This window comes from Lysobacter sp. cf310 (assembly GCF_900114355.1).
GTDB lineage: Bacteria > Pseudomonadota > Gammaproteobacteria > Xanthomonadales > Xanthomonadaceae > Lysobacter.
In genome coordinates this window covers 454,157-468,783 of sequence record NZ_FOSS01000004.1, presented here as the reverse complement: position 1 = coordinate 468,783, position 14,627 = coordinate 454,157, and the positions used below count along the sequence as shown (strand labels likewise).

Below are 14,627 nucleotides of genomic sequence, written 5' to 3'. Positions count from 1 at the left end.
GACGCAGGCTCCTCATAAGCGGTGGCCCCTCCCCGGTCAGTGCTTCGTGCTGTTGCGGCGCGGGCGTTTCGTCGTTGCCCGGGCTTTTTTGGGACGCAGTCGCCTTGCGGCGGGGCGAGCCCGTCGTTGAGACCTCCTGGTTGTGGTGGTGGACTGGAAAAGCGAACGGCCCGTAGCTTTCGCCACGGGCCGTCGGGTGCGTCTACAGGTGCTTGCTCATGAAGACGCTGTTGGGGTCGTCGACATAGTCCGCGAAGGGTCCGCAGGGTTCGAAGCCGTAGCGCGCATACAGCCTGCGCGCCGGCTCGAAGCCGTCCATCGAACCCGTCTCCAGGCTCAGCCGCCGATAGGCGCGCCGCCCTGCCTCGTCGATCAGGTGATCCAGCATCGCGGCCGCCACGCCCTTGCGCAGATGCCGCGAAACCGTGCGCATCGATTTGATCTCGCCGTGCCCGGCATCGAGCTGCTTTAACGCGCCGCAGCCGAGCAATTGCCCGTCCTGCCAGGCGCTCCAGAAGCTGATCTCGGGCTGGCGCAATCCGTCCAGGTCCAGGGCGTGGACGCTTTCCGGCGGCGACAGTTGGGCCATGCCCTGCAGGTGTTCGCGCAGCAGCGCGATCACCTCGGGATGGTCCAGTTCGCCTGCACGGATCTGCATCGGTGCTCCTGACTGCGGTGCGGCAACGCGGGACGGCGGCGTGGGCCGCCGTCCCCGGCGCGCGTTAGACGGCGTAGTACATCTGGTATTCCAACGGATGGGTCGCAGCGCGGAACTTGGTCACTTCCTGCATCTTCAGCGCGATGTAGCTGTCGATGAAGTCGTCGGTGAACACGCCGCCGGCCTTGAGGAAGTCGCGGTCCTTGTCCAGCGCTTCCAGAGCCTGGTCGAGCGAATGGCAGACGGTGGGAATGCCCTTCTCTTCCTCCGGCGGCAGGTCGTACAGGTCCTTGTCGCTGGGCGCGCCCGGGTCGATCTGGTTCTTGATGCCGTCCAGGCCGGCCATCATCAGCGCGGCGAAGGTCAGGTAGCCCGACTGGATCGGATCGGGGAAGCGCATCTCGATGCGGCGCGCCTTCGGGTTGGCCACGTAGGGAATGCGGCAGCTGGCCGAACGGTTGCGGGCCGAGTAGGCCAGCATCACCGGCGCTTCGAAGCCCGGCACCAGGCGCTTGTAGCTGTTGGTGCCCGAGTTGGTGAAGGCATTGATCGCGCGCGCGTGCTTGAACACGCCGCCGATGTACCACAGCGCCAGCTGCGACAAGCCGCCGTAGCCGTCGCCGCTGAACAGGTTGACGCCGCCCTTGGCGAAGGACTGGTGCACGTGCATGCCGCTGCCGTTGTCGCCGACGATGGGCTTGGGCATGAAGGTCGCGGTCTTGCCGTTGCGGTGGGCGACGTTCTTGATGATGTACTTCATCGTCAGCAGCTCGTCGGCCTTGGCGACCAGCGAGTTGAACTTGGTGCCGATCTCGCACTGGCCGGCATTGGCGACTTCGTGGTGGTGCACTTCGACTTCGATGCCGACCTGCTCCAGGGTCTTGCACATCTCGGCGCGGATGTCGTGCAGCGAATCCAGCGGAGCGACGGGGAAGTACCCGCCCTTCACGCCCGGACGGTAGCCGCTGTTGCCGCCTTCGTATTCCTTGCCCGAGTTCCAGGCCGCTTCTTCCGAATCGATGTGGAAGAAGGTGTGGCCCATTTCATTGGCGTAGCGCACCGAGTCGAAGATGAAGAACTCGGGCTCCGGGCCGAAGAAGGCCTGGTCGGCGACGCCGCTGGACTTGAGGTAGGCCTCGGCGCGCTTGGCGACGCCGCGCGGATCGCGCGAGTAGGCCTGCATGGTCGCCGGGTCGAGGATGTCGCAGGTCAGCACCAGGGTCGGATCGGCGGTGAACGGATCCAGGAAGGCGGTGGTCGAATCGGGCAGCAGGATCATGTCCGACTCGTTGATGCCCTTCCAACCGCTGATCGACGAACCGTCGAACATCTTGCCGTCCTCGAACAGCGCCGGCTCGACGATGGACTTGGGGAAGGTCACGTGATGCTGGACGCCGCGCATGTCGGTGAAGCGCAGATCGACGAATTCGACCTTGTGGTCCTTGATGAGCTTTTCGACGTGTTCGAGGGACATGGACTGGATCCGGATTGGGAGGGAATGGGCGTGCGGTGCGTGGAGTGCTGCCTGGGCTTAGATAAAGCAAGCTGCGTGCCAAGTTTTGATTGATCGCAAGCTATTGATTCAAATACAGATAGATCGCGCAGCGTCGCAACATTGATCCATAGTGGTGCGCAATTCTAAGAAAATGCACCAACTAAGTGCATTCGTCCTTTAGGATATCCTGCTGCCGCTTCGGCACCGTTACCGCCCTTCCCTCGCACGAACCCTCTCAATGACCGATCTGCTCGCCGCGCTGCTGCTCGGCATCATCGAAGGCATCACCGAATTCCTGCCGATTTCCAGCACCGGACACCTGCTGATCGCACAGCACTGGCTGGGCGCCCGCTCCGATCTGTTCAACATCTCGATCCAGGCCGGCGCGATCCTGGCGGTGGTGCTGATCTACCGGCAGCGCCTGTGGCAACTCGCGACCGGCTTCCTGCCGTACACCCAGCAGCGCATCCTCAAGGAACGGGATACCTACGACGAAGCCCTGGCGTTGGAGCGCAAGGTCAACTTCGATTACGCGCTCAAGCTGGCGGTGGCGTTCGGCGTGACCGCGGTGCTGGGCATCGCGGTGAAGAAGCTGGGCTTCCAACTGCCCGACAAGGTGCTGCCGATCGCCTGGGCGCTGGTGCTGGGCGGCATCTGGATGCTGCTGGCCGAGCACTACGCGGCCAAGCGCGCGCAGACCCTGGGCGAGCGCACCACGATCACCTGGACGGTGGCGATCCTGGTCGGCGTGGCGCAGGTGATCGCCGGCGTGTTCCCGGGCACCTCGCGCTCGGGCGCGACGATTTTCGTGGCCCTGCTCGCGGGCACCACCAGCCGCGCGGCGGCGACCGAATTCGCGTTCCTGGTCGGCATTCCGACCATGTTCGCGGCCACCGCCTACGAACTGCTGGACGTGATCGGCACGCCGGCGGCGGCGAACGAGGACTGGGCCGCGCTGGCGGTCGCGTTCGTGGCCTCGGCGGTCACCGCGTTCGTGGCGGTGAAATGGCTGCTGCACTACATCCAGAGCCACCGCTTCACCGCATTCGCTTATTACCGTTTCGCGTTGGGTGCGGCACTGCTGCTGTTGATGCCGTCGGGCAGCTGATTCGCGAGCGCCCACGCAGGGCTCACCGTTGCGGATTTCACCCATCCTTGTCGCGAGCTGAACGACGATGAATGGGGCCAACCCCTATGGCTACGCCGCTGCGTTCGTATCGGCTCGTTCATCGCAATCGGAAACGCACCCATGAAGATCCTCGCCCCCGCCCTGCTCAGCCTGGCTCTGGCCGCCTGCGCGTCCAACACCGCGCCCGAAGGCGGCAACGCCGTCGCCACCGATAGCGGCGCCGCCGCCAGCACCGCGAGCGCGGACGTCCGTCTGGACGCGTATCACTGGCGCCTGGCCAGTGCGCAGGACAAGGCCGGCCAGCCCATCGCCGTGTTGGCGCCGGATCCCAAACGCCCGCTGCAGCTGGATTTCGACGGCAAGCGCGTCAGCGTCAGCGGCGGCTGCAATGGCGCCAACGGCGGCTATACGCGCGACGCCAAGACGCTGAGCTTCAGCGACATGGCGCAGACCCTGATGGCCTGCCAGGACCGGCGCCTGATGGACCTGGACAGCGCGATCGGCGAACGCCTGCGCGGCGCGCTGCCGGCACGGATCGAAGGCGGCGACGCGCCCAGTCTGCTGCTGACCGCCGCCAACGGCGACCAGCTGCGTTTCGAAGGCAGCCCGACGCCGGCCACCCGCTACGGCGGCGAAGGCAGCACGGTGTTCTTCGAGGTCGCGCCGCAGCGCGCGCCGTGCTCGCACCCGCTGATCCCGAACATGCAGTGCCTGCAGGTGCGCGAGCGCCGCTACGAGGCCAACGGCGTGGCGATCAAGAGCGACGCCGCCTGGCAGCCGCTGTACCAGGACATCGAGGGCTACACCCACGAACCGGGCGTGCGCAACGTGCTGCGGGTGAAGAAGTACGACATCAAGAACCCGCCGGCCGACGCTTCGTCGGTGGCTTACGTGCTGGACATGGTGGTCGAGAGCGAGCAGGTCTCGAAGTAAGCCCCGCCACGCATCGCGGAACGCACTCGCCCTTACGCGGGCGAGTGCGTGACGGCCGCTAAGGCGAAGCCGGAGCGGCCACAGTCGCCTCTACGCCCGCCGCGTGCGCGTGCTGCGGCAGCACGCCATCCCCGAACTGTGCGCTGATCGAATGACGTGGCTTGCCTACGGGCGCGCCGCCGCGCGGACGGTCGATCACATAGGTCTTGGCCAAGGAATCGTGCCAGCCGCGACGGTTCTCGTCGTCGCTCATCAACAACGAGAACGGCTCGAACGGAATGATGCGTGCCAGGCTGCGCAGAAAGGCCCGCCAGAACGTGGGCTGCCGACCGTACTGGTCGACGACGCGAGTCTGGGTGATCAGTTTGCCGATGGTGAAGCCGAACGCGCCTTCCATGAAGGTGTAGTAGACGACGATCGTGAGGTAGCTGAGCGCGTAGTCGAGGCTCCAATGCAGCTCCTCGAACCAGATTTGCACCGGCTCGCCGTAGATCGCGATGGCGACTCCGCCGCCCACGGCCCACAAGGCATAGAGGAGAATCTTGTCGATCAACCAGTTGAAGAAGCGCCGCACCTTGGTGGTGGACTCGACGTCCAACAGTTCCGGCGCGTCGGAGATCGCCGCCGTCGAGGCGCTGTAAGGATTGTGCTCGTCCATCGTTCCCCCCCAGGAATGAGGGAAAACTAACAGTTCCGATGCGTGGGCGCCTAGAGGGACGCGCCCTCGTGCCCGCGCGAACGCAGGCCGGCTAGGCGACCGCGGGATTCAGGCTGTAGGTCCCGTAAGTCGCCGCCTCAGCCAGCACATGGCCGTGCATGGCGCGCAGCACGGCGGCGGCGCCGAAGCGTTGCGGCAGCTCCAGGCGGTCGACGTCGAGCGCGAACACGCGGAAGAAGTAGCGGTGCAGACGCAGATCGTTGGGCGGCGGAAACGGGCCGTCGTAGCCGCGCCAGTCGCCGGCCATGTCGGCATTGCCGGCGAACCAGCCGGTGTAGTCGTTCAGGCCCTGACGCGCGCCGTCCGGCCCGGCCGGATCGGCCTTGCCGTGCGCGACCACGCCGTCGCTGCAACTGCCGGCGGCGATCTCGCGCAGCTCCGGCGCCAGGTCGATCATCGCCCAATGGCAGAAATCGGCGCGCGGCTGCGCGACCGGAATCTGCACGTCGTCGCGGCCGACCATCTCGGCCACCGTGGGCACATCGGGGTCGATGCACAGCAGCGCGAACGAACGCGTACCGGCGGGCACGTCGATCCAGGCCAGATGCGGATTGCGGTTGGGCGCGAAGCCGTAGCCGTCGGCGCTGGGCTGACCGGCGGCGAACTCGGCGGCCAGACGCTGGCCGCGTTCGAAACTGTCGCTGTGGATACGCATACCGCCTCCCTGGCGAAGGATGATGACTGCGGGTTCTACGCCCTCGGCGCCGCGCGAACGCGGCGCCGATGCGCGTCAGGCTTCCGGATAGCCCAGACGCTTGGCCACCGGCGTCAGCGCCGCGAAGGCTTCGGCCAGCGGCTCGGCGAAGGCGCGCCAATGGCCGGGGGCGAAACGCTGCGGGCCGACCGCTTCCGGCGGCATCGGCGCGATGGTGATGTCCAGCGCCTGCGCGATCGCGTCCGCCATGCCCTGCGGGTTCTGCGAGATCGCGTCGAGCTTGATCAGGCGGTGCGGGAACAGGTCCTGCTCGTGCAATGCGGCGACCTGGTTGAGCACCATCGCCATCCAGCGCGCGCCGGCTTCCGGCGACTCCAGCTTGAACGGCGCGGGAGCGCCGTAGGCCAGCCAGTCCAGCAGCATGTCGCGCGGATCGCGCAGCACGATCATCAGCACCGCTTCGGGCAGGTGCGGACGCAGCGCCAGCAGCAGCGCGTTGTCCCACCACAGCAGCCAGTCGAAGATCGCGCCGTCGTTGATGCCGCGGGTCGGCAGCGCCGCGCGCCACAGGTTGACCAGGTAGGCCGGATCCATCGAACCGTCGAGCAGGCTTTCGGCGGTGCCGTAGCGCTGCAGCGGATCGTTGGGCGGGTTGGAACCGAAACGGTCGGCGCGCAGCGGGCCCTGGGCGAGGTCGAAGGTCAGCGCGATGCGCTCGACCAGCGAACCCGGCGGGCCCCACAGCAGCAACACGCCCGGCGCGTTCTCCGGCAACGGAGTCAGGTCCGGCCAGTTGGTGCGCGGCGTGGTCACCGGCGGCAGCGGCAGGCGCTGCGACGCGACTTCGGCCTGCAGTTCGGCCCAGGTCGCGGCGGCCGCGCCGGGCTGGCCGGCGTTGTCGAGCGTGCGCGCGAGCAAGTGACGCAGGGTCAGCTTGACCTGTTCGTCCGGCGCGCGCGCGAGCAGGCTTTCCACGCGCGTGACCGCGGCGTCGGGATCGCTCTGCATCAGGCTGTCGATGATGCGCAGCTCCGAACGGGTGTCGCCCGGATTGAGCTCGACGATGCGATGGGCGATGGCGTCTGCCTGTTCGCGCTCGCCGGCGTGATCGTGGATGGTGGCGCGCGCTTCCATGGCCGGGATGTAGTCGGGCATCGCCGCCATCCAGCGTTCGACCACGACGCGCGCTTCGTCGCCCGCGAAGGGTTCGAACAGCAGGCGCGCGCGCCACAGGTCGTCGGTTTGCGGATGCGTGGCCAGGGCCGCTTCCAGGGTGGCGCGCGCGTCGTCGGCGTCGCCGAGGCGGCGCCAGACTTCGATCAGCGCCGACAGGGTGCGGCGGTCGCGCGGTTCGGCGGCGAGCGCGTTGCGCAGGCGCGGCAGCGCGCTGTCGGCGCGGCCGGCTTCGAGTTCGATCTCGCCCAGCCAGCGCTGCATGCCGGGGCTGGGATCGGCCTCGACCAGCGGCGCGAGTTCGTCGGCGGCTTCGACCGCGCGGCCCTGCAGGCGCATCAGTTCGACCAGCAGCACGCGCAGCGACTTCGAGGACGCCGGCGAGCGCTCCATCATGCCGCGGAAGGCCTGCTCGGCGAAGGCGTAGTGGCCCTTGGCGAGATAGGCGAAGCCCAGCGCGTGACGCAGCTGCGGTTCGTCCGGCGCGCGCTCGGCGGCGCTGCTGAGCAGAGCCAGCGCGGCGTCGGCGTCGCCGCGACGCAGCAGCAGGCTGCCTTCGACGGCGGCGACTTGCGGGTGATCCGGCGCGATGCGCGCGGCGGTGCGGATCAGGCGTTCGGCCTCGTCGAGATCGCCGCGCGAGATCGCCAGCTGCGACTGCACGACGTAGGCGGGAAACTGGTTCGGGTCCAGGCCGATCGCCTGAGCGAGCGCGGCCTGGGCCTGATCGAGCTGACGACCGTCGAGCAAGAGGCCGGCGCGCTCCAGATGCAGGTTGGCGTCCTCGGGCGCGATCGCGATCGCGCGATCGATCGCGGCGATGGCGGCGTCGCGATCGCCGCTGGCGCGCAAGGCGGCAGCGTGCAGACGATGAGCGTGCGGGTCTTGCGGCTGCGCCGCCACCAGTTCCTGGGCGGCGGACAGTGCCTCTGCCGCCGCGCCACGGCGCAGGGCATCGAGGGTGGTCTCGTACATGGGATTCGGGACTTCAGGCCAAACCCGCATTGTAGCGGGAGGATCGGGGCGGGGCGGGCGCTGGGGTATGGCGGCCCTTAAACCCCTTTCCCGCTTGCGGAATGCGGGCCGCAGGCTCGCGCTGCGCCGGGCGCCCGACCGCTGCGCCGGACCGGGGTGGTTGGGGTGAGAGCGGTCGCAGGCGCCGAGCTGCAACCTCGACCGCGACCCTCCGGGCAGCCTCTCAGCCTCGCCCTGCCTGTGGTCGCCGCGAATGGGAGCATGGCCCGCTTCGGGGCGATGGCCTAGGCCGAAGCCACCGCTTCCAGCCGATCCGCGATCCACCGCTCGGCGAACCCGTCCAGGCGCGCGCTCTCCAGGAAGCCGCAGTGCCCGCCCCAGGGCGCGATCTCCAGGCTCGCGTTCGCCGGCAGCGTGAGCGCGCGGAAGCCTTCGACCGGGATCACCGGGTCGTCCTCGGCCATCAGGATGCTCACCGGCACCTGCAGCCGCGCCAGGCGATCGGCGGCCACCGAGTAGCCGTCGAAATAACGGTCCAGGGTGCCGTAGTCGGTGTGGCGCTCGACCATCCACTGGGTCAGCGGCCGCATGCGCAGGCCCAGGGTGCGGTCGTCGAAATCGTGGAAGGTCGGGAACAGCTCGCGCTTGCGCGCCAGCGAGTCGCGCCATTTGCGCTCGAAGTACCACAGATAGATCGGCAGGCCCTGCTCCATCGATTCCATGGTCCGGGCCGGATCCAGCACCGGACACACCGCGACCGCGTGGGTCAGCGCCAGCCCGGCCTCGGGCGCCTGCAGGGCCAGGCGCAGGGCGAAGTTGCCGCCCAGCGAGTAACCGGCCACCGACATCGGCCGGCACGGGAAACGGCGCGCGACATCGCAGGCCGCGTGCAGCACTTCGCCGATGCGGTTGGAATGGAACAGGCCTTCGTTGAGATGGTGGGTGTTGCCGTGGTCGCGGAAGTTGAGCCGGAACACTTCGAAGCCGCGGCCCAGCAGCTGCGCGGCGGTCATGCGCATGTAGTTGGAATCCGCGCTGCCCTCCCAGCCGTGCAGCAGCAGCACCAGGCCGCGCGGCTCGACCCCGGGCACGACGCTGTGCAGGCCGTGCAAACGCACGCCATCGCCGCCGTCGATCAGGTGTTCGGTGGTGGTGGCGCCGAGTTCGGCCAGGCGGCGTTCGGCGCGGCGGCGGCGCAGCGGACTGGAGCCGAGCACCGACTGCAGATGCGCGTTGCGCAGCCAGCGGGGCGGGCGGTAGTCGGCGGCGGTCAGCATCGGGGCGGCGGCATCGTGGGGGCGTGCGCGGCGGGTACGCGTAGCGCCATCGTAGGGATCGCCGGCCCCGGCTTTCAACGCCCCATCGCCTCGACGATGCGCTGGCGCGCCAGGTCGGCGATGCGACGGCGTCCGTCGGTCTCGCCGGGCAGGATCGGCTGCAGGAAATGGATCTCGGCGCTGCGCGAGGGTTCGCCCAGCAGGCGCACGAAATTGGCGAAGAAGCTTTCGCGGGTCTGGAACGCGACCACGGCCTGGGCGTTGCCGCCGTCGCCGTAGCGCAGCGCCACCGGCTGCACCGGCACGCCGGCCTCGACCGCGGCCAGGAAGATGCGCGCGTGGAAGGGGCCGATCTCGCCGCCGCCGCGGGTGCCGCCCTCGGGGAATACGCCGACCGAACGCCCGGCGCGCAGACGCGCCAGCATTTCGTGCAGCACGCCGCCCAGGGACTCGGTGCTGCCGCGGTGATGGAAGATGGTCTCGCCGCGCGCGGCCAGCCACCCCACCACCGGCCAGCTGGAGATCTCGCGCTTGGCGACGAAGCCCATCATGCGCTGGCTGTGCAGCGCCTCGATGTCGATCCAGCTGACGTGGTTGGCCACGAACATGGCCGCGCCCGGCAGCGGCGTGCCGACCCGGCGCAGGCGGAAACCGAAGATGCGCATCAGCCCGGCCGACCAGGCCCGGATCGCGCGATGTTCCAGGCGCTCGTCTCCGACCCGGATGCCCGCGGTCAGGGGCGTGATCAGCAGCAATACCAGCGGCAGGTCGACCAGCAGGTGCCACGACAGCAGCGGCACACGGATCAGGTAACGCAGCGCGCGCGCGGACGACGCGCCGGAGCGCGCGGCCGCGCCGGCGTGGGGAGACGGCGCATTCATTGTGTGCACGATACCGAAGCGCCGAGGGCGTGGCGAGCGCGACGCGCCGATCGCGGCAGACGCCGGTTCAGATCGCGATCACCGCCACCGTCAGGCGCGAGATGCAGACCAGGCGCGCGGCCTCGTCCTCGATCCGGATTTCCCAGACCTGGGTGCGCCCGCCCAGGTGCAGCGGCCGCGCGGTGCCGGTGACCGTGCCCTCGCGCACGCCGCGCAAGTGGTTGGCGTTGATCTCGATCCCGACCACGCCCTGCCCTTCGCCCACCGCCATCATCCCGGCCGAGCTGCCCAGGGTTTCGGCCAGCAGCACCGAGGCGCCGCCGTGGAGCAGGCCGTAGGGCTGGTGGGTGCGGGCGTCGACCGGCATGGTCGCGCGCAGATAGTCGGGGCCGATCTCGGTGAAGACGATGCCCAAGGGCTCCATCGCGGTGTTGCGCGAGCTGGCGTTGAGCTGTTCCAGGGTGCTGGGCTTGCGGAAGACGGGGCGGTCGCTGGCTTTCATGCCGCCACGATAGCCCAGGCGCGGCCCGGGAAAAAAAGAACGCAGGGTCAGCCGGGGGATTCCTTAGCCGGGAATCGGGGCTGCCCTGCGTTTAGGGGGAGGGACGGTGTTCGTGGGGCTTACCGTCGGCGGGCTCGGCCTTCCGACCGGCGCACTGCGTGGAGAGGGGCGCAGCGCGCCGGTCCCGGCGTTATGGAGCGGACCGACACACGACCAGGAGGACACCGTGATTACGCGAAGCGGAAGCGGGGCTGCGCCCAGTCGTTGGTGTAGCGGCGGCTGCTGGCGTAGCCGGAGCTGTTGCCGTAGCCGACGCCGAAGTCGCGTTCGCGATGGACGTGGCGGACCGGGGCGGCGGGAGCCGTACGGTTCTGGGAACTCGTGGAAGCGACGTTGCGGTCGAAGAGCTTGGAGACGTTCATGGCGGTGTCCTTGGTCGGTGGGGGAGTGATAGTGCTTCGGTGTGTTGGTAGAGTACAACACCTGAGCTCTTGTTCCATATGCCGGAAGTCACCCCACCTAAGACCTAGCACCTGCGGCGGGGCTGCAACACTGGAACTTGTTGATAGAGATGAGGTTTGCGGGCCAGGGGTTGCATCGATCCGCCCATGACTGACGACCTATACGGACGGGTGTGACCGCGCCGGGAGGGGCTGTGGCGGGGGTTGAGGGGCGGGTTGGGGCCTGGAGCGGCACCTTGGGGGTGGAGCAAATCCCCCCTAGCCCCCCTTTTTCAAAGGGGGGAACTGATTCGCGGCGGGTGGGAGCGCGCGTCGGAGCGCAGTGTTTCGGAGTCCGTGGCGGCTATAAGCGACCACAGGCTTTGCTTTCCTCTTTGCAAGGGGGGAACTGATTCGCGGCGGGTGGGAGCGCGCGTCGGAGCGCAGTGTTTCGGAGTCCGTGGCGGCTATAAGCGACCACAGGCTTTGCTTTCCTCTTTGCAAAGGGGGAACTGATTCGCGGCGGGTGGGAGCACGCGTCGGAGCGCAATGCTTCAAGGCCTGGCAACCATAAGCGGCCACAGGCCTTGCTTCCCCCCTTTGAAAAAGGGGGGCTAGGGGGGATTTGCTTTAAGCGGTCGCAGGCCGCCCCAGCCGACTACAGAATCGGCGCCAGCCCCGCCCCGAAGGCGGTGAACATGCGCGTGATCAGGCGCTTGGGCCCCAGGCTGACCTCCGGGAAGTCGCCGACCGGGCGGTAGCAGGCGCGGAAGCCCGGCTGATTGCGGTACAGCGGCAGCGGGCAGTTCGGCCCGGGCACGAACTCGTAGCTGGTGGCGTAGCGGATCGGCCACAGGTCGAACAAGGGCAGATGCTCGGACACTTTGGTGATCGAGTACTCCAGCCCCGAGAACACCGGCGGCTTGTCGCGGCGCGCGATCACCCACGAATTCGCCGGCGCGATGTCGCGGCGGATGCTGGCGGCCAGTTCGGCGGCGAAGGCGGCGTCGTCGATCACCACCGCGCTCTCGGTGTTGTAGCGGTCGCCGCGCGGATCGAAGTTGTGGGTGCCGACCACGCCGATGCGTTCGTCAATGACCATCGACTTGGCGTGCATGCCGATGCGCACGCCGGCGCGCTTGAGCGGCACCGGTTCGTTGGCGCGCCGGCGCGCGTAGCGCATGGCCGCGTACTCGCGCGACAACGGCGTGCGGTACTGGGCGCGCGAGATCACGCTGGAGCGGTCCAGGCGCTCGCGCCGCAGCGCCGCGGGCTCGGGCTGCGGCGGCAGGTCCAGGCCCAGATCCGGCAGCGGCGCGCCGGTGGCGGCGATGTCGATCGGCGCGTCGGCGGGGAACGGCTTGTACTCGTAGATGTCGAAGCCGAACTCGCGCAGGTAACGGCGCTTGTACTTGTACGACAGCGCGTAGGCGATGAAGGCGTCGGTCGCGGCCAGGCTGTTGGTGGACACGATCACCCGCGGCGGCTGCGGGCGTTTGCGCAGATCGCGGAACAGGTCCTGGGCGGCATCCGACAGCACCAGATAGGGCGTCTGCAGCAGCACTTCGCGCTGCGCCGATTCGATCAGGCCGCGCAGCGAAGCGGAGGACTGCGAGCCGTTGATGCCGTTGCCGCGGTGCTTGTCCGGCGAGTCGGCGATGTAACTGACCGCGCCCACCGGCAGCGCGCGCGCGACCAGGCGCGCGCGCACCAGTTCGATATCGCTGGCGTCGCGGCGCATGGCCTGGGCGCGCGCCGGGCGCTCGAAGTTCGCCGGCGGCAGCGCCGGCACGCCGCTGCGCAGCAGGTAGGTGCCCACGTCCTTGAGGCGCTCGACCGGCACGCTGCGGCGGTCGTCCCAGAAGCGCACGAAGTCCTGGTCCATCACCTGCGCGGTCGGGCCGGCCACCAGCAGGTCGCGGTCGCGGAAGTTGTACTCGTCGTCCCAGTCGTAATAGTCGTCCTGGTAGTTGCGCCCGCCGGTGATGCCGACCGCGCCGTCCACCAGCAGCAGCTTGGTGTGCATGCGCTGGTTGAGGCGGCGCCAGCAGCAGGCCGCGGCCAGCAGGTACTGCGGGTAGCTGATGCGCGCGCGCTTGAGCACCGGGTTGTACAGGCGCACCTCGAAATTGGCGTGCGCGCCGGACAGCGCGGCCAAGGTATCGAGGTGCTTGAGCGCGGCCAGCTGGTCCAGCAGCAGGCGCACGCGCACGCCGCGGCGCGCGGCCGCGATCAGCTCGTCCAGCACCAGCCGGCCGGCGTCGTCTTCGTCGTAGATATAGGTCTGCAGGTCGATCGCGGTGGTCGCGCTGCGGATCAGATTGATGCGCGCGAGCAGGGCGTCCTGGCCGTGGTCGAGGATCAGGGCGTAGTGGCGCGGCGCCTGCGCGGTGGATTCGTCCAGCGCGCGCGCGGCCAGATCGCGCAGCGGCGAAGGCTGGGCGCAGGCGTTGGGCGCGGCGCAATCGATCTGGGTAGGCCGCGCGGCCAGGGCGATCTCGGAGGCGCGATCGCGCTGCACCCGCGACAGGCCGGCGCAGGCCGACAAGCTCAGCGCCAGCGCGGCGATCGCGATCCGCTGCCAGGGCTTCACGGCGCCGCGCTCCCGACCAGATCGTTCTTCAGACGCACGCGCAGGGTGAAGCGCACGCGGTCGCTCAAGGCCAGCTGCCAGCCGTCCAGGCCGTAGTCGTCGCGACTGACGCTGCCGTGGGCGAGCACGTCGCAGTCCTTGCCGGGTCTCATACAAGTCGAGGGCGCGAGCACGAAGGTTTCCATCCGGCTGACGCCGTGCAGGGTGAGGCGGCCGCGCAGCTTACCGCCTGCGCGCACCAATTCGGCGGGGTGCGGCTCGGACAGGAATTCGATGCGCGGGAAACGCGCCGAGTCGAAGAAGCGCCGGCCGCGCGCGAGCTCGGTGTAGCGGGTCGAATCGCCGACCTGGACCGCGCCGGTGGCCAGGGCGATGCGGACCTGATGGCGGCCGTCGGGCAGCACCGTGACCTCGCCCTCGTAGCTGGGGAAGGCGCCTTCCACCTTCTGGCCCCAGCGCGTGCGCAGCTCGAAGCCGAAGCGGGTGTAGAACGGATCGAAACCGGACGACGACGGCGCCGGTGTCTGCGCCGCGAGCGGGGCGCAGACCAGGGCGCAAAGCAGGAAGCCGATCGCGGCGGGGGTGCGTGCGGCCTTAGGTCGCTGCGGCCTCACGGCCACCAGAAGGCGCTGAGCTGGGCGACGCCCGGCTCCAGGCTGGTCTCGGCCGGCACGTTCAGCACCGCGATGCCGCCCGGCGGCATGCCGCGGTAGTCGCCGGACTGGCCGCTGTGCAGCAACGCGGCCAGACGCTCCAGGCCGGGGTTGTGGCCGACCAGCATCAGCCGCTCGGCTTCGACATGCAGATCGGCCAGGGCGATCAGGGTGCCCGGGGTGGCTTCGTAGATCGAGGGTTCGATGCGCTGATCGACGTAACCGATCGCGGCCAACACCGCCTCCAGGGTTTCGCGGGTGCGGCGCGAGGGCGAGCACAGCACGCAGTCGGGCACCAGCTTGTTCTGGGCCAGCCAGCGGCCGGCGGCCTCGGCTTCGGCCAGCCCCTCGGCCGACAGCGGGCGGTCGAGATCGGCCTGGCCTTGGGCGGCCGGCTCGGCATGGGCGTGGCGGAGCAGGATCAATTCGCGCATGGATTAGGCCGCTGACGAGTGGAAGGGGACGCGCCGCGCGCGAACGCGCAGCCCTTGGGAAGGAGGATGCCTGTCGGCGACGCAGAAAGGTAGCCGTCGGCTTGCGCCGGT

Annotated in this window: 14 protein-coding genes; 2 read left to right on the top strand and 12 right to left on the bottom strand. The window is 69.0% G+C overall.

Going from position 1 to position 14,627, the window contains the following annotated elements; translation table 11 throughout:
- Positions 1-202 precede the first annotated feature (202 nt).
- Positions 203-658, bottom strand: coding sequence for a GNAT family N-acetyltransferase (locus tag BMZ45_RS16570; protein ID WP_091637622.1), 456 nt, complete (start codon positions 656-658; stop codon positions 203-205).
- 64 nt (positions 659-722) lie between these two features.
- Positions 723-2,132, bottom strand: coding sequence for a type I glutamate--ammonia ligase (glnA, locus tag BMZ45_RS16565; RefSeq protein WP_056177149.1), 1,410 nt, complete (start codon positions 2,130-2,132; stop codon positions 723-725).
- Between the two features lie 259 nt (positions 2,133-2,391).
- Between glnA and BMZ45_RS16560 the strand changes: the two genes are divergently transcribed.
- On the top strand, positions 2,392-3,261 hold the full coding sequence (locus BMZ45_RS16560) for an undecaprenyl-diphosphate phosphatase (protein WP_091637621.1): 870 nt from the start codon (positions 2,392-2,394) through the stop codon (positions 3,259-3,261).
- A gap of 141 nt (positions 3,262-3,402) precedes the next feature.
- On the top strand, positions 3,403-4,215 hold the full coding sequence (locus BMZ45_RS16555; RefSeq protein ID WP_091637620.1) for an META and DUF4377 domain-containing protein: 813 nt from the start codon (positions 3,403-3,405) through the stop codon (positions 4,213-4,215).
- A gap of 58 nt (positions 4,216-4,273) precedes the next feature.
- Here BMZ45_RS16555 and BMZ45_RS16550 read toward each other — a convergent pair whose 3' ends face one another.
- The 10 genes from BMZ45_RS16550 to BMZ45_RS16505 form a co-directional block, all read right to left on the bottom strand.
- Entirely contained in the window at positions 4,274-4,873 is a 600-nt protein-coding gene (locus BMZ45_RS16550; protein WP_091637619.1) for an RDD family protein, read from the bottom strand.
- Positions 4,874-4,964: 91 nt separating this feature from the next.
- Positions 4,965-5,588 carry a YbhB/YbcL family Raf kinase inhibitor-like protein gene (locus tag BMZ45_RS16545; RefSeq protein WP_091637618.1) on the bottom strand — a complete coding sequence of 208 codons (624 nt, stop codon included), beginning with the start codon at positions 5,586-5,588 and terminating at the stop codon, positions 4,965-4,967.
- A gap of 75 nt (positions 5,589-5,663) precedes the next feature.
- The gene (locus BMZ45_RS16540) at positions 5,664-7,736 is read right to left on the bottom strand and encodes a tetratricopeptide repeat protein (RefSeq protein WP_091637617.1); all 2,073 of its coding nucleotides are present in this window, start codon (positions 7,734-7,736) and stop codon (positions 5,664-5,666) included.
- A gap of 284 nt (positions 7,737-8,020) precedes the next feature.
- A complete protein-coding gene (locus BMZ45_RS16535) occupies positions 8,021-9,010 on the bottom strand; it encodes a YheT family hydrolase (protein ID WP_091637778.1) in 990 nt (329 codons plus the stop codon).
- A gap of 77 nt (positions 9,011-9,087) precedes the next feature.
- A complete protein-coding gene (locus tag BMZ45_RS16530; protein WP_091637616.1) occupies positions 9,088-9,894 on the bottom strand; it encodes a lysophospholipid acyltransferase family protein in 807 nt (268 codons plus the stop codon).
- Between the two features lie 67 nt (positions 9,895-9,961).
- The gene (locus BMZ45_RS16525) at positions 9,962-10,396 is read right to left on the bottom strand and encodes a hotdog fold thioesterase (RefSeq protein WP_091637615.1); all 435 of its coding nucleotides are present in this window, start codon (positions 10,394-10,396) and stop codon (positions 9,962-9,964) included.
- 230 nt (positions 10,397-10,626) lie between these two features.
- Positions 10,627-10,818, bottom strand: coding sequence for a hypothetical protein (locus BMZ45_RS16520; RefSeq protein WP_056177169.1), 192 nt, complete (start codon positions 10,816-10,818; stop codon positions 10,627-10,629).
- A 676-nt stretch (positions 10,819-11,494) separates the two neighbouring features.
- A complete protein-coding gene (locus BMZ45_RS16515) occupies positions 11,495-13,429 on the bottom strand; it encodes a phospholipase D family protein (protein WP_254776670.1) in 1,935 nt (644 codons plus the stop codon).
- Positions 13,426-14,049: a YceI family protein gene (locus BMZ45_RS16510; protein WP_254776669.1), complete on the bottom strand. Its 624-nt coding sequence runs from the start codon at positions 14,047-14,049 to the stop codon at positions 13,426-13,428. The genes BMZ45_RS16515 and BMZ45_RS16510 overlap by 4 nt, the downstream gene beginning before the upstream one ends.
- The gene (locus BMZ45_RS16505) at positions 14,040-14,516 is read right to left on the bottom strand and encodes a SixA phosphatase family protein (RefSeq protein WP_056177173.1); all 477 of its coding nucleotides are present in this window, start codon (positions 14,514-14,516) and stop codon (positions 14,040-14,042) included. Before BMZ45_RS16505 ends, BMZ45_RS16510 begins: the two co-directional genes overlap by 10 nt.
- Between the last annotated feature and the right edge of the window lie 111 nt (positions 14,517-14,627).

Excerpts from the sequence above, each read along its gene's own strand:
- BMZ45_RS16570 (WP_091637622.1), bottom strand. The coding sequence starts at position 658 with ATGCAGATCCGTGCAGGCGAACTGGACCATCCCGAGGTGATCGCGCTG.
- glnA (WP_056177149.1), bottom strand. The coding sequence starts at position 2,132 with ATGTCCCTCGAACACGTCGAAAAGCTCATCAAGGACCACAAGGTCGAA.
- BMZ45_RS16560 (WP_091637621.1), top strand. The coding sequence starts at position 2,392 with ATGACCGATCTGCTCGCCGCGCTGCTGCTCGGCATCATCGAAGGCATC.
- BMZ45_RS16555 (WP_091637620.1), top strand. The coding sequence starts at position 3,403 with ATGAAGATCCTCGCCCCCGCCCTGCTCAGCCTGGCTCTGGCCGCCTGC.
- BMZ45_RS16550 (WP_091637619.1), bottom strand. The coding sequence starts at position 4,873 with ATGGACGAGCACAATCCTTACAGCGCCTCGACGGCGGCGATCTCCGAC.
- BMZ45_RS16545 (WP_091637618.1), bottom strand. The coding sequence starts at position 5,588 with ATGCGTATCCACAGCGACAGTTTCGAACGCGGCCAGCGTCTGGCCGCC.
- BMZ45_RS16540 (WP_091637617.1), bottom strand. The coding sequence starts at position 7,736 with ATGTACGAGACCACCCTCGATGCCCTGCGCCGTGGCGCGGCGGCAGAG.
- BMZ45_RS16530 (WP_091637616.1), bottom strand. The coding sequence starts at position 9,894 with ATGAATGCGCCGTCTCCCCACGCCGGCGCGGCCGCGCGCTCCGGCGCG.
- BMZ45_RS16525 (WP_091637615.1), bottom strand. The coding sequence starts at position 10,396 with ATGAAAGCCAGCGACCGCCCCGTCTTCCGCAAGCCCAGCACCCTGGAA.
- BMZ45_RS16520 (WP_056177169.1), bottom strand. The coding sequence starts at position 10,818 with ATGAACGTCTCCAAGCTCTTCGACCGCAACGTCGCTTCCACGAGTTCC.
- BMZ45_RS16505 (WP_056177173.1), bottom strand. The coding sequence starts at position 14,516 with ATGCGCGAATTGATCCTGCTCCGCCACGCCCATGCCGAGCCGGCCGCC.